This is a genomic window from Candidatus Parcubacteria bacterium, assembly GCA_021414235.1.
Taxonomy (GTDB): domain Bacteria; phylum Patescibacteriota; class Minisyncoccia; order Phycocordibacterales; family JAKFXT01; genus JAIOOV01.
The window spans coordinates 246,389-265,722 of sequence record JAIOOV010000004.1; the positions used below are offsets into that span (position 1 = coordinate 246,389).

Sequence of the window (19,334 nt, forward strand, 5' to 3'; positions counted from 1 at the left end):
CCCACGCCGATCAGGCCGCCATCGGCATCGCGGCGGTGCCGACCGAGGGGGCGCGGATGGTGCCGCGCTCCTTGATCATGGTCGACGTGGGCTCGGCGAAGGTGTAGTGGTCGACGGCCGGCGCACGGGTGGTGCCCGTCGTGCCGACGCCGTGGTTGATCGAGGTCATGAGCGCCTGGTCGGTCGCGGTCGTCAGCCGCTTGAGGCTGATGATGGCGCCGATGTCGAGCGACGAGAAGGGGGAGTTCAGCTCGACGAAGGTCACCTCCGCGGTCGGATGGACGGACCCCCGCCCGTCGCCGGTGAGGCCGGTCATGCTGTCGATCTTGGTGTGCAGGCCGATCTGGCCGCCGTCTTTGGGATCCACCCCGGAAGCCAAGCTGGGCTTGGTCGCTGGGTTGTCCGGGAAAGGTGCGGCGACGCTCGGAGCACTCGCGGCCAGCAGCAGGCCGGCCGCGAAGAGCGAGAGAAACTTGGTACCCATGTTACCTCTCTGTCGATGTGCATCCCATCCTCGTCCTAGAAATCTCCAGGTGGATGGTTATCGGAGAGCGTACCATTCTTTTAAAAAAAGTAAATACCGTCCAATGATATATAGATGTAGTCAAGTTTTTCCTTCGTTTCGGGCATTCTGCTATACTCCTCGCATGGTCATCACCTACTTCGGACACGAATTTTTCAAGATCCAGTTCGGCAATCTCACCCTTGCCACTAATCCTATCTCCAAGGACTCCAAGCTGAAGGCTTCGCGCTTTGGTGCGGATATCGCCCTCATCACCTGTGCGAACGATGAGGACATGAATGGTGTGGAGCAGGTCTCCTTTGGTGAGCGCGAGCCGTTTGCTATCACGGGTCCTGGCGAATATGAGGTGAAGGATGTCTTTATAAAAGGCTTCCTCTCTCAGGCGGGTGGTAGCAAGAAGTACAACACTATATATACAGTCTCTCTCGAGGGTATGAACCTCTGCTTTTTGGGTGCGCTCGGTAGCAAAGATGTAGCGGCCGAGACCAAAAGCGCACTTGGGGATATCGACATTCTCTTCGTGCCCATTGGCGGAGATGACGTACTTACCTCGGTGGAGGCAGCCAAATTCGCAGTCTCTCTTGAGCCGCGCCTCATCATTCCGATGCACTACGGCAAAGGAGCTTCCGCAGAGGCATCGCTTAAGACCTTCCTCAAGGAGATCGGCGCGGAGAAGACAGAGCCTGCGGACAAGCTCACGCTGAAGAAGAAAGACTTGGAAGGGAAAGAAGGGGATGTGGTGGTGCTCGCCAGTGTCTCGGAATAGTTTTAATCATTGAATTGTGAGCGTACTCGATTTTATAGAGCGCTTGAGAGAGAAGTCGGTGAGAGAGCGTAAGCAATGGGCGCTCGGCATCGCTTTCGGTGTCACTCTCTTCATCGGCCTCATCTGGGCGACGTTCCTCGCTGCAAGGCTCGCGGGAACTACGGTATCGCCGGTAACTGAGAACCAGACGAGTGTCGAGACTGACACCCCTTTTGGTACTCTCTTCGGTGGGTTACGTGAAGCCTGGAGTAGCTTCAAAGAGTCGGTGGGTTCAGTCGGCTCAATCGATTACGCTCCGTCCTCCAGTAGTGCTGAAAACGGCCTGCGCTAAGGGGTTTTTAGGGCATTTTGTACTGTCTTTCCAAAGACTTTCATGCTAGAATACTAACTAATTATGGCGGAAAAGAAGGAGGAACAGCTTGAGGAGCGCGGCATTCTGCCTCGCAACATCACTACCGAGATGCGGGAGTCGTACCTCGATTACGCCATGTCGGTCATCACTCAGCGCGCCCTCCCGGATGCGCGCGATGGACTGAAGCCGGTGCATCGCCGCATCCTCTTCACTATGCATGAGATGGGACTCACCACCTCTGCCAAGTTCCGTAAATCCGCAGCGGTTGTGGGTGACGTGATGGGAAAATTCCATCCGCATGGCGACGCCTCCATCTATGACGCTATGGCCAAGATGGCGCAGGATTTCAGCTATCGCTACCCGCTCGTCTTCGGCCAGGGTAACTTCGGTTCGGTAGACGGCGACGCTCCGGCCGCCATGCGTTATACCGAGGCCAAGATGGCCAAGCTCTCGGCAGAGCTCATCCGCGATCTTGAGAAAGAGACAGTGGAATTCCGCCTCAACTACGACAGTACTCGTAAGGAGCCGGTAGTCTTCCCGGCAGCCGTACCGAATCTGCTTCTCAATGGAACCCTCGGCATCGCCGTGGGTATGGCCTCCAACATCCCGCCGCACAATCTGCGCGAAGTAGTGGATGCCACCGTCTATCTCATTGAGAATCCGGAGGCTACTACTGAAGACCTCCTTCAGTTCGTGAAGGGGCCGGATTTTCCGACGGCAGGCATCGCCTACAACAAGGATGACATCCGTCACGCCTATGCGAACGGCAAGGGAGGAGTGGTGGTGCGCGGCGAGGCCGAGATTACTGAGAACAAGGGTGGGCAGTTCCAGATAATCATCACCTCGATCCCGTTCCGCGTGAACAAGTCCGAGCTTATCATCTCCATTGCCGACCTGGTGCGTGAGAAGAAGCTCGAGGGTATCCGCGCCATCAACGATCTCTCTACGCGCGATACGCGCATCGTCATCGACTTAAAGACGGGCGTTGAGCCGCAGCGCGTCCTCAATTTCCTCTACAAGCACACTCAGCTCGAAGAGACTTTTCATTACAACATGGTGGCGCTGGTCGGCGGCGTCCCTCAGACGCTCTCGCTCAAGGCAGTCCTCGACGAATTCATCGTCCATCGCGGTGAGGTGGTACGCCGACGCTCCGCATTCGACCTTAAGCAGGCTGAAGCGCGTGAGCACATCCTCCTCGGACTCAAGAAGGCGCTCGACCATATCGACGCGGTCATCAAGCTCATCCGTGCTTCCAAGGACACCCCGACCGCGCATGCGAACCTGATGAAGGAGTTTAAGTTCTCTACACTCCAGGCCACGGCCATCTTGGAAATGCGCTTGCAGAAGCTCGCTGGCCTCGAGCGCAAGAAGATCGAGGATGAGCTCAAAGAGGTACAGGCACTCATCGCATATCTTGAGGATCTCTTAGCACACCCCAAGAAGATCCTGGCCCTCATCAAGAAAGAGCTCGCTGAGATCGCAGAGAAATATGGGGACGAGCGCCGTACTCGCATCGTGGCAGGCGGAGCCAAGGCGTTCTCTGCAGAAGACCTTGTCGCGGACGAGGACAGCGTGCTGGTGTATACCGCAGGCGGCTACGTGAAGCGTACTAATCCGGAGGAGTACAAGAAGCAGCGCCGCGGCGGCGTGGGCGTGGTGGATCTCGATACCAAGGAAGAGGATTTCATCACTCAGTTCATTACCACCAATACCCACAGCGATCTCCTGTTCTTCTCGGACAAGGGCAAGGCGTATCAGATCAAGATGTACGAGATACCGGAAGGACGCAGGGCTACCCGCGGCAAATCCATCATGAACTTCCTGCCGCTCTCGGCAGATGAGAAGATCACCTCGGTGCTTCCGATGACTAAGGAGGTCAAGAAAGCTGCAGGGGACGATCTCTCGCTCATGATGGTCACGCGTGATGGCACTGGCAAGAAGACGGCGGTCAAGGGCTTCTTCGATGTCCGCCGTAGCGGCATCATCGCCATTAAGCTCGAGCCGGGCGATGTGCTCGTCTCTGCATTCCTCGTGGGGAAGGGCGACTCGGTGATCCTGGGCACGCGTAAGGGCCAATCCATCCGCTTCAAGGAGGCGGACATCCGCGAGATGGGCAGGAATGCGCAGGGCGTGCGCGCTATCAAGCTTGGTAAGGGCGATGCACTCGTCGCCGCGGATGTGGTCAAGAAGGAATACAAGGAACCTTCGCTCCTCGTCATGTCCGCCAATGGCTACGGCAAGCGCACGCCGCTCTCCGAGTACAAGATCCAGGGTCGTGGCGGCTCTGGTATCAAGACGGCCAACGTCACTGCAAAGACAGGGGATATCATGACGGGCGCAGTCATTTTCGATGAAGAATCAGAGCTCATCTCCATTTCCAAACAGAGCCAGGTGATCAGGGTGGATATAAAAGAGATTCCGCGTCTCGGCCGCTCCACTCAGGGTGTGCGGGTGATGAAGCTCCGCGAGGGGGATAGTCTCGCTTCGTTGGTCTGCTTGTAGGCCTTTGTTGAAAACTTTTCCCAGCGCGTCTTCGGTACACGGTATACTTACCTCATGGCGTTTCTTGATCCGCGGATGACGCTCTCTCCGCTCGGACTCTCCTCGGGAATGAAGGTGGCGGACGTGGGCGCCGGCTCCGGTGCCTACGCTCTCGCCGCTGCGGAGGCGGTGGGGGATTCCGGAGTCATTTACGCAATCGACGTTCAGAAGGAGCTCTTGGGCAAGCTTAAGCGCGAAGCGGAGCGCCGCGGGAAGCACTCCATTCATATCGTCTGGGCGAACGCAGAGGTGCTGGGCGGGAGCGGTCTCAATGACCAGAGTGTGGATGCGGCTATCTTCTCAAACGTGCTCTTCCAGATGGAAGACAAGGAGGAGGCGCTTAGAGAGGTCCGTCGCATCTTGGTCCCTAAGGGCCGAGTACTCGTCATCGATTGGTCTGAGAGCGGGGGCTTGGGCCCCCAGAAAGGACATCTCTTTGGTAAAGCTGCCGCCCGCGCGCTCTTTGAGGGGAACGGCTTCACCTTCCGCACAGAGTCTCGCGCCGGGGATCATCATTACGCGCTCGTATTTCAAAAATCATGAAATCTCTTACCTCTTTCCAGATCGTAGTTCTCATCCTCTGTCTCCTCGGTATCGTTGGTGGCGTAGCCGCCTTCGCTACTTATCGAGGCGGGAATTCTGCTCAAAATCTTCCTCCTATGACGCTCTGGGGTACTGTGCCGCAGGAGAAGATGGAATCCTTGCTCATGAATTCCGCAGGGCTCCAGGGGTCTGGGCTCAAGCTCTCATATGTGGAGAAGCGTTCTGAGTCCATAGAGTCTGATCTGGTGGATGCTCTCGCGAGCGGCAGGGGGCCTGATCTCATCCTTGCTTCACAGGATCTGATATTGAGACAGCAGGGTAAACTGGCAGTACTTCCGTACGAAAATCTCTCCGAGCGCGATTTCAAGGATACCTTTGTCGGAGGGGCGGAGATCTTCCTTTCACCTGCGGGCACTATAGCTCAGCCGATGCTGGTAGATCCTCTGGTCCTCTACTGGAACCGGACTCTCCTCACGAATGCTGGAGTCGCCAATCCTCCCCGCTACTGGGATGAGCTCTTCACCTTGGCTCCTCTGGTGAGCCAGAAGGATAAGCAGGGGAATATCATCCGAAGTCTGGTCGCCTTCGGTGAGTATGGCAACGTGACGGACGCCAAAAGCATCCTCTCCGCACTCATCCTCCAGGGAGGGAATGCGATAGTCGGGAAGGATAGCAGCGGACGCTACACTTCTCTCTTGCGGCTCCAGACCGCGGAAGAGCTTTCTCCAGTCGAATCCGCCGTGCGCTTCTATACTGATTTCTCCAATCCCTCCAAGACTATCTATTCCTGGAATCGCGGGCTGCAGGCTTCTCAGGATATGTTTGCGGCGGGGAAGCTGGGGCTTTATATAGGTTTTGCGAGTGAACTCTCCGCTATCCGCGCCAAGAATCCTAACCTTGATTTCGATGTGACTTCTTTGCCTCAGGTGCGTGATGGCGCACGGGTCGCTACCTACGGACGCTTCTATTCTTTAGCCGTTCCTCGCGCAAGTATGAACCAGGCGTATGCGCTCTTGGCGGCGCAAAGGCTTGCTGAGCCTGCTTTGGCGCAGGAATTCGCCAATCTGATCGGTTTCTCCCCGGTACGTCGCGATCTCTTGGGGGCTACTCCTTCTGATTCGTATCTCTTCGTCTTCTATCGAGCGGCGCTCCAGTCCTACTCTTGGCTTGATCTGGATGCTGAGGGTTCCGATGATGTCTTCCGTCGGATGATCGAATCCGTCACTTCTGGCCGTGCCCGCATCGGGGAGGCGGTAGGGAGGGCTCATGAGGAGCTGCAGGAGCTTTTGAATCGCTTTAATCCGCGTTAACAGCTGGTGTATACTGATACCCAAGCACTACGATGAATCTCTCCTCGATTAAGCACGCGGCTTCCTGCTCTTACGCCTACACCCTCCTCGCCTTGCTTTCGGCTCCGTATCTTCTCAGGGCGGAGGGCGCCGTAGACAACCCCAGTCCTGTCACCGGCGGAAGCGGTATCCTGAGGAATCCGATCAATGCCAACAACATCCAGGATCTTTTAGGGCTCATCATGAATGTCATCACTATTTTGGTGCTGCCGTTCGCTATCTTCTTCTTGGTGCGCACCGGCTTCTTCTTCGCGACGGCGGGTGGCAATGAAGACAAGATCAGTCGGGCCAAGACTGACTTCCTCTACGTGGTCATAGGCCTTGCTATCATCCTCGGCGCTCAGCTTATCGGAGCCATCCTTCAGAACACTTTAAATTCGCTTAGATAATGAAGAAATTTTCAATTATCGCGCTTACGCTATCGTCCTTTCCTCTCTTGGCGTTTGCTCAGCAGCGGAGCGGCTATTCTGGCCAAACCTTCGCTGGCCTGGTAAGGGTGATTGTGGGCTATATCAATCCCATCGCTTCTATCCTCATCAGCCTGACCATGCTCGTCTTCCTCTATAACCTGATGCGCTACGTGTGGACGGCAGGGGATAGTAAGGAGCATGGAGAGGCTATACGCAGTATCGGCTGGAGCCTCCTCGGTCTTCTCGTCCTCTTTGGCATGTGGGGCATCTTGAGCATTGCTTCGGCAACGCTCTTCGGGACGTCTCTTTTGGGAGGTGGGGACCCTTGTCACGTGGATCCTGGTTCGTCCTCTGTGACCTGCTAAATCACTCACTTATCCACAGGGAAGTTGTTAAATAGGCCTTATCTCCTATAATAGTGGGGTAACAGATACATTACCTATACTTTTAGTTTATGAAGAAAATTCTCATGCGAGCAGGGGCGATCAGCGTAGCGGTGCTTCCGTTCGTAGCGTCCGCTCAGCAGGTCAGTGACACCTATTTCCGGAGCATAATTACTGCAGTCAACGGTCTTATCACTGCGCTCTTCCCGCTCGTCTTCGCAGGTGCGGTCCTCGGGTTCATGATCGGTATCGGCATGTATCTCTTCTCCGGCGGCGATGAGGGTAAGAAAGAGAAGGCTCAGGATGTGATGAAGTACGGCCTCATCGTGCTCTTCGTTATGTTCGCAGTCTACGGAATCATCAGGCTTGCCGCTAACGTTCTCGGTATCGGTCTTGGCGGCAGTATCCCTACTCCTACTCTTCCTACCACCGGTGGCGGTTGTGCAGGCGGTAACTGTTAGTTTCTCCTGGTCTATTCTGTGTCAGGCTCTCAAACTACAGCGATCAATAGCTTAATAGGGAAGTTCGCTACGGCGATCATTAACCCGCTTCTCCTATTGATGTTCGCCGCGGCCTTCTTGTACTTCGTTTACGGCATCTTCCAGTTCGTGCGGAATCCTGAGGATAGCGGCGCGCGTTCGAAAGGGCTTCAGCATATGTTCTATGGGCTCATCGGCTTGCTTCTGATGGTCTCTGCTGGGGCGATCTTCAACATCGTAAAATCGACGGTGAATTCGCTGAGGTAAGGGTCGAGAAGCGAATAGAAGCAAAAAGCGCCCGCTTGCTGCGGGCGCTTTTTGCTAAACTCTCCTTCGGCGTATTTACTAGCACCTTCTCGTGTCCGCCCAGAAGGACTCGAACCTTCGACCAATTGCTTAAGAGGCAACTGCTCTACCAACTGAGCTATGGGCGGATGAACTCCGTTAAATTACCAGATTATTCGCTTTCAGGGAATACCTTCTGACTAGTAGGCCGGGTGGGGGTCGAACCCACATCCGCTAATGCGGACAACATTTTAAGTGTTGCGCGTATACCATTCCGCCACCGGCCCGCAAACTGCTCTATCTAACCCGCTCTTTTGAGCGAGCAAAAATCCGGGCGATTTTTGCTAGAGGCGTAGGGCGGAATCGAACCGCCGTATAAGAGTTTTGCAGACTCTCGCCTTACCACTTGGCTACTACGCCTTACCTTTCTCCTGAATCCTATATCCCTCCGGATATTTCGTCGATACGTTGGCGGTTCTTCTCACCGCGATCCACCTCCACATCCACGAAGGGGATGGGGTAGACGCGTAAGTTTTTACCGAGGAATTCGCGCAGCTCTGCGCGCTGGCGCTTGAAGAAATTAAGCGCCTCTTCCTCCTTGTCTTCTGGAAGCACGGTAAAGAGTACGGTCACGCGCTTCTTGTCTTGGCTTGCGGTGACACGGGTCACTGTGATGAGTGACGTGCGGTTCGAATTGAGGGAGACGAACTCTGCCGCCCTCTGGCGGATCATCTCGAGCATTCTCTCAGTGCGGTCTTCCATATTACTTGGTGACGAAGCGGAAACACTCGAGCTTGTCTCCGGCGGCGATAGAGATCTTGGCTTCTACCAGGAGGCCGCACTCTCCCTCCGTCACCTCGGCGACTTTGGCCTTCAACTGCTGGAGTTCTTCGATCGTGCCACTTCCTACAAGCGCGTCACGGCGGATAATGCGGAATTCCTCGCGATTGTGGAGCGTGCCTGATTCGATGCGGCCGCCCACCACCTGACGGTCTCTGTTCTGGCTGAAGACCTTGAGGATGCGCAGGGTGCCGGTGATTTCTTCGGAGGTCACCTTGGGGGTGCGTTCGATCACGATGGTGGCGAACCACTCTGCGAGCGCGTAGATGATGTCGTAGGAGACGATGGTGATGTTGAGGCGCTCTGCTATCTCTCTTGCTCTCGCATCAGCGTCCACGTTGAAGCCAATGACAATAGCGCCTGGGGTGCCGCTTCCGAGCTTTACGTCGTTCTCGGTGATGGTGCCTACGGACTGCTGGAGTATCTTCACCTTTACGAATTCCGTCTCGAGCTTCTTGAGCTCATGAGCTACTGCCTCGGCGCTTCCGAGTACGTCAGTCTTAATGACCACAGGAATCACTGCGGTCTCGGGAGTGTAGCTCTCGGAGGGTGCGCGTCCGCGGGTGGTCTTGGCGCGCTCATCTTCCGCAAAGGCTTCCGCTTCCTTCTTGCTTCCGAAAGAGCCGAAACGAAGGCCTACTGCAGGCACGCTGCTCCAGCCGGTGATGACTACGGGAAGTGAAGGGGTAGCGCTCTCGATCGCGCTCCCTTTGAAGTCTTCTATGTTGCGCACCGGGGTGATGCTCTCGCCTGCGGCGAGGAAGGTACCTTTCTTCAAGGTGCCATTAGTAAGTATGAGGGTGGCGGTGATGCCGCGGCGCTTGTCCATGTGGGCTTCCGCCACGATGCCCTCTGCAGGGAGCGAGAGGTCAGAGGTGAGGCCTGCGAGGTCGGCAGTGAGGAGGATGAGGTCGAGCAGGTTCGGTACGCCCTCTCCGGTCTTGGCCGAGATTGCTGCCCAGGGGATATCGCCGCCGTAGCCTTCGATGTAGATCTCCTGCTCAGCCAGGTTCTGCTTGGTCTTCTCCACGTTCGCTCCAGGTTTGTCGATCTTGTTGATCGCTACGACGTAGGGGATACCGGCTTCCTTGATGGCGCGGAGCGCTTCAAGCGTCTGCGGCTTTACGCCGTCTTCTGCAGAGACTACCAGGATGGCTACGTCGGCGACGCGTGCGCCGCGGATGCGCATAGCTTGGAAGGCTGCGTGCCCTGGGGTGTCGAGGAAGGTGATGCGGCGGTCAGCGCCGTTCTCGCCTTTGTGGAGCACTTCGTAGGCAGAGAGGTGCTGGGTGATGCCGCCGGCCTCTCCTGCGACCACGTTTGATTTTCGGATGTAGTCGAGCAGTGTTGACTTGCCATGGTCGATATGGCCCATCACCACGACGATGGGGGGACGCGCGGTAGGCTGGGCTGGGAGGGTAGACATGATAAGTGGGAGGTGCCGGGGAGGGGTTCCGGCGTTATAGGCGCAAATTATACTTAAAATCAGCCATTTTGCAAAAAGGCGGAAGCGAGTAGAATCGGATGATGAGTCTTCTCAGTACCCTCCGTGCACGCTTTTTTGGCTCCTCTCGGATCTATGCGGATTATGCTGCCGCGACGCCTGTCTCTCCGGAGGTTGTAGAAGAGGTGTCGCGTGCCCTCCGTGATCTCCGCGGTAACCCCGCTTCGGTGCATAGCGGGGGAAGAGCCGCGCGTACGCTTCTTGAGGCGGCACGCACGCGCGTGGCGCGCGTGCTCTCGGCGCATGCAGACGAGATCGTCTTCACGAGCGGAGGTACTGAGAGCAACAATCTGGCTCTCCTAGGGGTGGTACACGTTTCGGATACCCCGCGGCCGCATCTCATTAGCTCTGCAATCGAGCATGGGAGCGTGCTCGAACCCCTTCGTCATTTGGAGAAGGGTGGAGCAGCTCTCACTCTGCTTAGGGTGGATGCGAGCGGCAGGATCTCACTCGAGGATCTCTCTGAGGCGCTTCGTCCTGAGACGCTTCTCGTCTCTGTCGCCTTCGCGAATGGAGAGATCGGCTCCGTAGAGCGTCTCCGCGATATTTCTCGCGTCCTCAAGGCCTACCGCGAGAAACTCGGGCGAGGGAAACATGGCGCTCCGTATCTCCATACGGATGCGAGCCAGGCAGGGCTCTATCTCTCTGTCCACCCTGGGGATTTGGGCGTTGACCTCCTTACGCTCGATGCTGGTAAGCTCTACGGACCTACGGGAGCAGGACTTCTCTATGTGCGGCGCGGCCTCTCCTTAGAGCCTCTCTTTTATGGCGGAGGACAGGAGAGAGGACTCCGCTCCGGTACGGAGAATATCCCCGGAGCTGTGGGACTCGCGGCCGCGCTCGAGCGCGCCGCGCTTTCTCGGAAGAATGAGAGCGCACGTCTGCGCAAGCTCTCGCTTCATTTCAAGAAGCGTCTTAAGGAGCTTCTGCTGGAGGTCGAGTTCAATGGTTCTCCCGAGGAAGGCCTGCCGCATATCGTGAATGTTACGGTGCCAGGGATCGACGCGGAGTTCGCTCTGGTGAAGCTCGATACTCTGGGCGTGAGTGCGTCGTCTGCAAGCGCCTGCCGCAGCATCGCCGCAGAGGGCGCCTCTTATGTGATTGAGGCGCTTCCGGGAAGGAAGGGAGCCGGAGTCTCTTCTTTGCGCTTCAGTTTCGGAGGAAGCACCACGCAGGCTGAGGTAGAGAGGATTGCCCTCATTCTCAAGGGTATCGTGGGATAGGCTGTTCCATTCTTTCATTCCTCTTCTGTTCTGCTACTATTCACGCATATGGATATAGACGATCTTAATAAGACGCAGATCATCCTCCTCACTCTCCTCGTGAGCTTCGTCACCTCTATCGCTACCGGCATCGTGACGGTCTCTCTCGTCGAACAGGCGCCCCCGTCCTTCACCCAGACGGTGAATCGCGTAGTGGAGCGTACTGTGGAGAAAGTGGTGCCCACCGCTACCCCGAAGCCTGGCACGACAGTGAAAGAGACTACGGTGGTGGTGAAGGAAGAGGATTTGCTCATCAAATCTATCGAGAAGAATCAGCAAGCATTGCACACACTGCGGATGAAAGCAGAGAATGCGGATGGTACCCCTGGAGAGATATTCCTCGGCTGGGCTACACTGCTCTCTGCAGAGGGGGTAGCCGCTACTGACCTCGCGCTTATCGGAGAGGGCAACAGCTATATCCTCGAGGATGCAGCGGGGAAGCGGCGTGACGGCACGGTGCTCCTTCGTGACCGCGCTTCGGGCATAGCGCTCCTGAAGATCGCTAAGGCTGAAGGGGACAAGGTGGTGTTCGCGCCGGTACCCTTCGCGGATGCTTCTTCTGTTCGTCTCGGTCAGAGCGTCATAGCCTTCGGCGGCCGCCTCAAGCCTTCTGTCTCCGTAGGTATCGTCTCCTCTTCCTCGAAAGGGGAGGAGAATGCGAGCTCCACTGCAATGGTTCTCAAGAGCGTAGACGCGAGCATCAATCCGCCAGGCGGGATCACTGGTGGTCCGCTCACCAATATCTTTGGCGAACTGGTGGCCCTCTCCGTCTCCGAAGGAGCGGGCACTTCCTACGCTCCGGTGTCCGCTCTCGCAGCGCTCCTGAGAAAGCTCTAAGTTTTAAATAATCTTTATGCGCATCGGCGTCCTCGGTTGTTTCTATGGATGCGCCGAAGCGCTTCCTAAGGTGCTCGCGCCGTGGCTTTCCGTTAAAGAAAAAGGGAAGGCAGGGGGGCATGAATTCGTCATCTCCGCAGTGCACGCGCAGTTTAAGGAGTACGCGGATATGGGCATCCCGAATACTGACGAAGCTACGAGGGCTCTGCTTGAGCAGTACGCGAGGGTGCCTGAGTCTGGCCTCGACTTCTTTCATCACTCCGCTGTCCCGCTCCCTGAGCACGAAGCGCGTACTATCCCGCTCAACTATCTTCTCTCAAAAGACGTCGATCTCGTCTGGCTTCTTGATGGCGATGAGTTCTATACGGAAGAGGAGATCGAACGCATCCTCTCGCATGTCTCCTTCTTCGGGATGTTCGACTACTACCGCCTCTTCCTCAAGACCTATATCTTCGACGGTACTGTGTGGATGGATGACTTCGCGCCTCCTCGGATATTCTCAGTAAAGAAGCATGGCGGAGCGCTGGAGTTCTATTGGGACAACAATCTGCGTTTCAAAGATGGTACGGATCACTCTTCCGCGAGCGAGCACCTCATCCCTAAGGAAGTGGCCTTCGTGCGCCATCTCACTTGGCTCCATGGGGGCGGGGAGAAGAAGGTGGCCTATCAGAAAAAGCGCTTCGGGGATTGCTCTTTTCGGTTCAATACAGAGAAGGGAGAGCTTGAGTTTGATCCGGAGTATTTTGCCAAATACAAGGAGCCCATTCCGCAACTATTCAAGGATTAGGGCTGTGGTAGTGTGTCCGTATGAAGCCGTCTCTCGAGGTTATCCTGCGCACTCATTCGACGAGCGACGTGCATCCTGGGGTGCGGGTAGTGGGCCCGGAAGTATCAAAACTTGAGGTCATTAGGCGCTCTCTGCGCTCGCTTGCGTTCTCCCTCTCGGAGGCGCACCGCGCGGGACTCGCGGACATAAAGCTCTCGATCCTGGACGATCATTCTTCTCCTGAGACGGTTTCCTTCCTCGAGCATTTCGCGGCCGCGCTCCCGTTCTCAGCAGAGGTGTATCCGCTTGAGGGAGAGGGGAATGCGGTTTCGCTCGCGGCCTGCTTCGTGCGTGGTCGCGCCTCGAATGCAGACCTCCTCTATTTCGTAGAGGATGACTACCTGCATGTTCCTGAGGCCTTGAGCGAGATGCTGGAGAGCTATGCGCTCTTCTCCAAGAATCTGGGAGGACGCCCCGTCGCGCTTTTCCCGGCGGACGATCCTTCTTTCTACCGGCCCAACACTTTCGTACCCTCGCGGGTGGTCACGGGCTCCCATCGTCACTGGCGCACCAACGTGCAGACCACGTGTACGTTCTTCCTTCCTCGTTCTGTACTCGAGATGCACTACCCAGTATTCGAAGAGCTCACCAGGAACGGTGTGGATGAGGGGAGCTCCATCAATCGCCTCTGGCAGGGTCCTGTTACGCTCTTCACCCCGCTGCCGAGCCTCGCGGCGCATCTCCAGTTCTCTGATTGCATCCCGCCGCTCTTCGATTGGAAGAGCCTCTGGGAGCGGTACGCTATCGAACCTCGTTATGTATAAGCTCAACCTTGGCTGCGGCTACGACAAGATTCCTGGGTATGAGAACGTGGACTCTGCTCCGGAGTGCGCGCCTGACCGCGTAGTAGATCTTGAGAAGTTTCCTTGGCCGTGGAAGGACGTGAGCGTAGAGGAAGTGCTTCTCACTCATACGCTCGAGCATCTCGGACGCGAGCCAGAGGTATATATGAAAATCTGGCAGGAGCTGTGGCGCATTTGTATCCCTGGTGCGCGTATCCATATCGCAGTGCCTCACCCGCGGCACGACAATTTCGCGCATGATCCGACCCATGTGCGCGCGGTGACTCCGGAGAGTCTTGTGCTCCTTGATCAGGCCCTGCACCCGCAGGGCTTAGGCGCACGGTATGGCATAGATTTCCGTCTCATACCCGAGAGCGTGGAATTCTTCTATGTATCTGAAGCGGCGGAAGCAGTTAAGCAGGGGAGGCTCTCGCTCCCGGCGCTCGAGCACCTGCGCGCGCGGCAATATAATGTGTCGAATGAGATTCGTATGACCTTGGAAGTGAGGAAGCCTACTCTATGAACGACATCCTTTCCATAATCAATTCCCTCAAGGAGGCAGGAGAGTACACGGCTGCGCGTGAAGTGGCCTTGGCTGCGCTCAGGCGCTCTCCCAGCTATCCTCCGCTTCTCCAGGCACTCGCGGAGATCACCTTCACTATGAATCGCTACGAAGAAGCGCTCGAGTGCCTGGAGGCGCTCCGGGCGCAGGGGATAGATAACGCCAATCTCTCTTTTAATCGCGCGCAGTGCCTCTATTTCACTTTCCGCGCGCCGGAGGCGATCCCATTGCTTCGCTCTGTCATTGCCGCTCATCCAGGGGAGGCCTCGCTTCTTGCGACGCTCGCTCTCTATCTCGCTTCCGTAGGCGAGAACGAGGAGAGCTACGCCCTCCTCAAGAGTATCCCTGCTGAGACTCCCGGGGTACGCGCACAGCTCGGCTGGCATATGCTGCGCGAAGGTCATTTCCAGGAAGCCTTCAAGAATCTGCAGTTCGAGAAGGGTGTCTGGCACGCGGAGAAGATCTATGACCTGCCTCAAGAGAAGCTCTATGCAGCCGGACTCCCGCTCCAAGGGAAGCGTATCTTCGTGGTGAGCGAGGGAGGCCTTGGGGATGAGATCCTCTTCACTCGGTTTATCCAGATTCTTAAAAGCCGCGGCGCGTACGTCATCTTCGGCTGTTCTCCAGAACTCTGGAGCATCCTCAGAGACTCGCCGTCTGCCCCGCATGAGTTCCGGAAGATAACGGAGGTGAAGGGGCAGGAGTACGATTACTATGCTCCCCTGATGAGTCTGCCCATCCTCCTTGAATGCACCAACCCATATTCTGGTATCAGTATCCCGTATCTCTCTGCAGATCCGGCATACGTAGAGAAATGGAAGCCGAAGGTCGCCAAGGTAGCAAACGGCAAACCCGCGATAGCTATTAGGTGGCAGGGCAAGATGGAGCTGGAGTATCGGCAGGCACGTGCGGTTTCTGTACAGGAGATGCTGCCGCTTGCGGAGCTCGGAGCGCTCTTCTCCATCCAGCGAGACAATGGATTGGAGGAGCTCCGTAAGAATGACCCGGTGTATGATCTCGGCCCCGATCTCGTCTCCTGGGATGAGACGCTCGGTGTCCTCGCGAATATGGATTACGTGGTGACCTCTTGCACCTCGACCGTGCATATCGCGGGTGCCATGGGGAAGAAGACCGCGCTCATCGCCGCCTTCTCATACCCGCTCTACTTCCCCTGGGCAGTGCCTGGAGAGAAAACCGATTGGTATCCTTCAGTAAAAGTCTTCCGACAGACGCGGTATAATGATTGGAAAGGGGCCATACAAGCAGCGTACGAATGGATTAAGAAAGATATAGAAGAAACTCGCAAGGAAAAATTGACAGCAACAAAAAACGGGGTATAATATAGCTAAATACGCCATGCCCCCCTTCCAACACTTTACAACTAAAGCTCGGGATGCCATCCGCAAGGCCCATGAACTGGCCATCGAGCGGGGGCAGAACCAGGTAAACCCGCTTCATCTTGCGGCTGCGCTCCTCCTTCAAGAAGAGAGCATGGTGTTTTCCGTACTCGAAGTGCTCGAGGTAGACGTCGCACATCTCACTGACACCATCCTTGAGACCATGGAGACGCCGGAGACCTCCTCCACGCTCTCTCCTTCATATCAAATCTACCTCACCTCGGATCTCGCCCAGGTACTCGAATATTCTTCCAAGGTCGCTTCCGGCATGCGCGATGAGTTCGTCTCCGTGGAGCATCTCTTCGTGGCGCTTCTCGAAGTGCCCTCTGGCGCGCGCGACGTCTTCTCCCGCTACCGCCTTACTAAAGAAGTCGTTCTTAAAACGCTCCAAGAGTTTCGTAAAGGAAAGGTGGCGGAGACCAAGGAGCCGAAGAAGGCTCGTGCGCTAGCCAAGTACACCCGCAATCTCACCGAGCTCGCTCAGAAGAACAAGCTTGATCCGGTGATCGGCCGCGACGCAGAGATCTCTCGCATCATCCAGGTGCTCTCCCGCCGCACTAAGAACAACCCTCTCCTCATCGGTGAAGCGGGCGTCGGTAAGACCGCTATCGCGGAAGGTCTCGCCATCCGCATCGCAAACGGCGACGTGCCGGAGTCCCTCAAGGGCAAAGAACTCGTCTCGCTCGACCTCGGTCTCCTCATCGCAGGTACTAAGTATCGTGGAGAGTTCGAAGAGCGCCTCAAGGGCATCATGAAGGAGATCGAGCGCGCGGAAGGGAAGATCATTGTCTTCATCGACGAGATCCACACCATTGTGGGGGCAGGTGCTGCCGAGGGTGCTATGGATGCGTCCAACATGCTGAAGCCGGCGCTCGCACGCGGTGAGCTTCGCGCTATTGGCGCCACCACACTCAAGGAGTTCCAGCGCCACATCGAGAAGGACCCGGCGCTCACCCGCCGCTTCCAGCCGGTCTATGTGCTTGAACCGTCTGTAGAAGACGCCGTCGCCATTCTTCGTGGTCTCAAGGAGAAGTATGAGCTCTACCACGGCGTGCGTATCACGGATGACGCCATCCTTGCTGCAGTGAACCTCTCCAGCCGCTACATCACCGATCGCTTCCTCCCCGACAAGGCGGTAGACCTCATCGACGAAGCTGCTTCTGCGCTCCGCATCTCTCTCGAGAACAAGCCGCCCGCGCTCGAAGAGGCGCATCGCAAGATCCTTCGCCTCGAGATCGAGAAGGAGGCACTCAAGAAGGAGGCTGACAGCTCCGAGGGTAAGAACGCCAAGAGCCGTACCAAGACCATTGACCGCGAGATCGCTGAGCTCCGCGAGAAGACACATGATCTTGAACTCCGTTGGAACAACGAGAAGGATATCCTCGGTAGTATCCGCTCCATCAAGAAAGAGCTCGAAGAGCTCCGCATGGAGGCGGAGCGCACGGAAGCGCGTGCTGATCTCGCGCGTTCTGCCGAGATCCGCTACGGCAAGATCCCGCAGCTTGAGAAGGAGCTCGAAGGGAAGAACAAGCGCTTGGAGAAGCTGCAGCGCTCCCGCCGTATCCTCAAAGAAGAGGTCGCAGAGAGCGATATCGCCGACGTGGTGGCACGTTGGACCGGCATCCCTGTATTCCGCATGCTCGAAGCGGAGGCTTCCAAGCTCTCCCGCATGGAGGATGAGCTTAGGAAGCGCGTGGTGGGCCAGGAGGAGGCCATCCGCAAGGTCTCCGAGGCCGTACGCCGCTCGCGTGCAGGTATCAGCGATCCGGATCGCCCAATCGGCTCTTTCATCTTCCTCGGCCCTACCGGCGTCGGTAAGACCGAGCTCACCCGCGCGCTCGCGGAATTCATGTTTGATACCGACAAGGCGCTTATCCGTATCGACATGTCCGAGTACATGGAGAAGCACTCCGTCTCCCGCCTCATCGGAGCGCCCCCGGGCTACGTGGGCCATGAGGAGGGCGGCACGCTCACTGAAGTTGTGCGCCACCGTCCTTACTCCGTCCTGCTTTTTGACGAGATAGAGAAGGCTCATCCGGAAGTCTTCAATATCCTCCTCCAGGTGCTCGACAACGGCCGCCTGACCGATTCCAAGGGCCGCACCGTCAATTTCAAGAACACCATCATCATCATGACCTCGAACATCGGGGCGCAATACATCGATAAGATGGAGCAGATCGGCTTCAACACGAGCCGGGGGAGCGCGGACAAGCAGTACAACCTCACCAAGGAGAAGGTGCAGGCTGCACTCAAGGACTTCTTCCGTCCTGAGTTCCTCAACCGTCTCGATGACGTCATCATTTTCGACATCTTGAAGCCGGAGATCGTGCATCAGATCGTCTCCATCCAGGTAGACATCGTACAGAAGCGCCTCGCGGAGAAGGAGATTAATCTGGAGTTCCAGGACGGCGTCATCGACCTCCTCGCCAAGGAGGGTTACGATCCGCATTACGGCGCACGACCGCTGAAGCGTCTCATCCAGACCAGGATCCTCAATCCGGTGGCCACTCTCATGATCAACAAGGGCGTCGCCCAAGGTGGCACCATCATCGTCGGCCTCAAGGACAAGGAATTCACTTTCGAGGTGAAGAAAGGGAAGCGCACTGCTGCTACTTTTGTAGATGCAGACAAGGTGCTCGCATAGGCAGGGACTCTAGCTTCCATTTTGCGCCGCTCTGGTGTAATTTAGAGGCCATTGCGCAGGTGGTAGAGCGGTCAATTACAAGAGACTGTAAATCTCTCGCCTTCGGGCTACGGGGGTTCGAATCCCTCCCTGCGCACACGTAAACAAAGAGCGCCTCCGGGCGCTTTTTGTTGTGGTATCATGAGCAGACTATGCCACCAGACGGAGGTAGTGGAGAGAAAAAAGTCGTCAATTACGCCGATACTCTGGCGCGGGTTACTTTTGGAGGCGGACGTTTTTCAACACAGCCTCCTCCTCTGGATAAACCCCGTATTCGTCCCGAAGTGGTTGATGCTCGAATTAACGAAGGTAAAAAAGAAAAGAGCGAATTGCTTAAACTTGAAATGCGCAAGTTGTACAATCGCGCGAAAGCCGTACTCACTGAACCGGTACTTAAGAGCAAGATCAAGGGTCAGCTTGAGATGCTTGAGACTGCCCATAAGAGGGGGACTCTGGAGGAAGATGAGAAGGTGAAGAATCTAGTGCCCCTCGCTGACGGGTATAAGGACTTCGTGCTTTATCGTCTTTTGGAAGAGCTGGTCGCAGATAAACCAGCGTCTGCTGAAGGATCGACGACTGCACAGGAATATGGAGATAAGTTTGATCTCCCAAGACCGTACTCAATTTACGACTTTCTAAGTAAGTTAGCTTTAGAGACGGAGAAGGTTTCCACTGAAAAAAAGGCCCAGGAATCATTCTATCAGGGTCGTTCTCAGGAGATGAAGAGAGTTTCTAAAAGAGCAGAAGAAATCTACGTGTGCCCAAATAACCATGCATTTACTGAAGCAGCGGTGATGGACGGCGGAAAATGTCCCGAATGTAAAACTCAGCTTGGCGTAGATTCAACAATCAAGTCTAGGCAGCAAAAAGGTCTTTTTCTGGGCACTACTCCTGACGGAGGAGCGGCTCTGGTCACTGTGCGTTCTCCAAAAAGCTTTGAGATACGAGCTTGGACGAGCAAGACAGAGAAGAGCCTGGTAACCGTAATCCCTTAAGAGGCCCGAATTGAC

At 56.2% G+C, this 19,334-nt stretch carries 20 protein-coding genes and 4 tRNA genes; 18 read left to right on the forward strand and 6 right to left on the reverse strand.

The window, feature by feature from the left end; translation table 11 throughout:
• Nucleotides 1-10 precede the first annotated feature (10 nt).
• Nucleotides 11-484: a hypothetical protein gene (locus K8Q93_02245; protein MCE9644038.1), complete on the reverse strand. Its 474-nt coding sequence runs from the start codon at nucleotides 482-484 to the stop codon at nucleotides 11-13.
• A 163-nt stretch (nucleotides 485-647) separates the two neighbouring features.
• Here K8Q93_02245 and K8Q93_02250 point away from each other — a divergent pair, with 163 nt between their 5' ends.
• The 9 genes from K8Q93_02250 (at nucleotide 648) to K8Q93_02290 (ending at nucleotide 7,613) form a co-directional block, all read left to right on the forward strand.
• A complete protein-coding gene (locus K8Q93_02250) occupies nucleotides 648-1,289 on the forward strand; it encodes an MBL fold metallo-hydrolase (protein MCE9644039.1) in 642 nt (213 codons plus the stop codon).
• Between the two features lie 16 nt (nucleotides 1,290-1,305).
• The gene (locus K8Q93_02255; GenBank protein ID MCE9644040.1) at nucleotides 1,306-1,620 is read left to right on the forward strand and encodes a hypothetical protein; all 315 of its coding nucleotides are present in this window, start codon (nucleotides 1,306-1,308) and stop codon (nucleotides 1,618-1,620) included.
• Between the two features lie 63 nt (nucleotides 1,621-1,683).
• A complete protein-coding gene (gene gyrA, locus K8Q93_02260) occupies nucleotides 1,684-4,143 on the forward strand; it encodes a DNA gyrase subunit A (GenBank protein MCE9644041.1) in 2,460 nt (819 codons plus the stop codon).
• Nucleotides 4,144-4,197: 54 nt separating this feature from the next.
• Nucleotides 4,198-4,725 carry a class I SAM-dependent methyltransferase gene (locus K8Q93_02265; GenBank protein ID MCE9644042.1) on the forward strand — a complete coding sequence of 176 codons (528 nt, stop codon included), beginning with the start codon at nucleotides 4,198-4,200 and terminating at the stop codon, nucleotides 4,723-4,725.
• Nucleotides 4,722-6,035, forward strand: a complete 1,314-nt coding sequence (locus tag K8Q93_02270; protein ID MCE9644043.1) for an extracellular solute-binding protein — start codon at nucleotides 4,722-4,724, stop codon at nucleotides 6,033-6,035. Before K8Q93_02265 ends, K8Q93_02270 begins: the two co-directional genes overlap by 4 nt.
• 32 nt (nucleotides 6,036-6,067) lie before the next feature.
• Nucleotides 6,068-6,463: a hypothetical protein gene (locus K8Q93_02275; protein ID MCE9644044.1), complete on the forward strand. Its 396-nt coding sequence runs from the start codon at nucleotides 6,068-6,070 to the stop codon at nucleotides 6,461-6,463.
• A complete protein-coding gene (locus tag K8Q93_02280; GenBank protein ID MCE9644045.1) occupies nucleotides 6,463-6,849 on the forward strand; it encodes a hypothetical protein in 387 nt (128 codons plus the stop codon). The genes K8Q93_02275 and K8Q93_02280 overlap by 1 nt, the downstream gene beginning before the upstream one ends.
• Before the next feature lie 89 nt (nucleotides 6,850-6,938).
• Complete coding sequence (locus tag K8Q93_02285; GenBank protein MCE9644046.1) at nucleotides 6,939-7,328, forward strand: hypothetical protein; 390 nt, start codon at nucleotides 6,939-6,941, stop codon at nucleotides 7,326-7,328.
• 18 nt (nucleotides 7,329-7,346) lie between these two features.
• Nucleotides 7,347-7,613 carry a hypothetical protein gene (locus tag K8Q93_02290; protein MCE9644047.1) on the forward strand — a complete coding sequence of 89 codons (267 nt, stop codon included), beginning with the start codon at nucleotides 7,347-7,349 and terminating at the stop codon, nucleotides 7,611-7,613.
• Nucleotides 7,614-7,707: 94 nt separating this feature from the next.
• Here the strand turns inward: K8Q93_02290 and K8Q93_02295 are convergent.
• From K8Q93_02295 to infB, 5 genes are all read right to left on the reverse strand, one after another.
• Nucleotides 7,708-7,780: transfer RNA gene (locus tag K8Q93_02295), tRNA-Lys, on the reverse strand.
• A 55-nt stretch (nucleotides 7,781-7,835) separates the two neighbouring features.
• Nucleotides 7,836-7,918: transfer RNA gene (locus K8Q93_02300), tRNA-Leu, on the reverse strand.
• Between the two features lie 61 nt (nucleotides 7,919-7,979).
• A tRNA-Cys gene (locus K8Q93_02305) sits at nucleotides 7,980-8,051 on the reverse strand.
• Nucleotides 8,052-8,069: 18 nt separating this feature from the next.
• Nucleotides 8,070-8,393, reverse strand: coding sequence for a ribosome-binding factor A (locus K8Q93_02310; GenBank protein ID MCE9644048.1), 324 nt, complete (start codon nucleotides 8,391-8,393; stop codon nucleotides 8,070-8,072).
• Between the two features lies 1 nt (nucleotide 8,394).
• Complete coding sequence (gene infB, locus K8Q93_02315; protein MCE9644049.1) at nucleotides 8,395-9,897, reverse strand: translation initiation factor IF-2; 1,503 nt, start codon at nucleotides 9,895-9,897, stop codon at nucleotides 8,395-8,397.
• Between the two features lie 101 nt (nucleotides 9,898-9,998).
• Between infB and K8Q93_02320 the strand changes: the two genes are divergently transcribed.
• From K8Q93_02320 to K8Q93_02360, 9 genes are all read left to right on the forward strand, one after another.
• On the forward strand, nucleotides 9,999-11,198 hold the full coding sequence (locus K8Q93_02320) for a cysteine desulfurase (GenBank protein MCE9644050.1): 1,200 nt from the start codon (nucleotides 9,999-10,001) through the stop codon (nucleotides 11,196-11,198).
• 48 nt (nucleotides 11,199-11,246) lie between these two features.
• Nucleotides 11,247-12,074, forward strand: coding sequence for a serine protease (locus tag K8Q93_02325; protein MCE9644051.1), 828 nt, complete (start codon nucleotides 11,247-11,249; stop codon nucleotides 12,072-12,074).
• A 16-nt stretch (nucleotides 12,075-12,090) separates the two neighbouring features.
• Nucleotides 12,091-12,861, forward strand: a complete 771-nt coding sequence (locus tag K8Q93_02330; protein MCE9644052.1) for a hypothetical protein — start codon at nucleotides 12,091-12,093, stop codon at nucleotides 12,859-12,861.
• A 20-nt stretch (nucleotides 12,862-12,881) separates the two neighbouring features.
• A complete protein-coding gene (locus K8Q93_02335; protein ID MCE9644053.1) occupies nucleotides 12,882-13,664 on the forward strand; it encodes a glycosyltransferase family 2 protein in 783 nt (260 codons plus the stop codon).
• Nucleotides 13,657-14,205 carry a hypothetical protein gene (locus K8Q93_02340; protein MCE9644054.1) on the forward strand — a complete coding sequence of 183 codons (549 nt, stop codon included), beginning with the start codon at nucleotides 13,657-13,659 and terminating at the stop codon, nucleotides 14,203-14,205. Before K8Q93_02335 ends, K8Q93_02340 begins: the two co-directional genes overlap by 8 nt.
• On the forward strand, nucleotides 14,202-15,584 hold the full coding sequence (locus K8Q93_02345) for a tetratricopeptide repeat protein (GenBank protein MCE9644055.1): 1,383 nt from the start codon (nucleotides 14,202-14,204) through the stop codon (nucleotides 15,582-15,584). The genes K8Q93_02340 and K8Q93_02345 overlap by 4 nt, the downstream gene beginning before the upstream one ends.
• A 16-nt stretch (nucleotides 15,585-15,600) precedes the next feature.
• Nucleotides 15,601-18,285 carry an AAA family ATPase gene (locus K8Q93_02350; GenBank protein ID MCE9644056.1) on the forward strand — a complete coding sequence of 895 codons (2,685 nt, stop codon included), beginning with the start codon at nucleotides 15,601-15,603 and terminating at the stop codon, nucleotides 18,283-18,285.
• Nucleotides 18,286-18,338: 53 nt separating this feature from the next.
• Nucleotides 18,339-18,421, forward strand: a tRNA-Tyr gene (locus K8Q93_02355).
• 55 nt (nucleotides 18,422-18,476) lie between these two features.
• Entirely contained in the window at nucleotides 18,477-19,319 is an 843-nt protein-coding gene (locus K8Q93_02360) for a hypothetical protein (GenBank protein ID MCE9644057.1), read from the forward strand.
• Nucleotides 19,320-19,334: the final 15 nt, after the last annotated feature.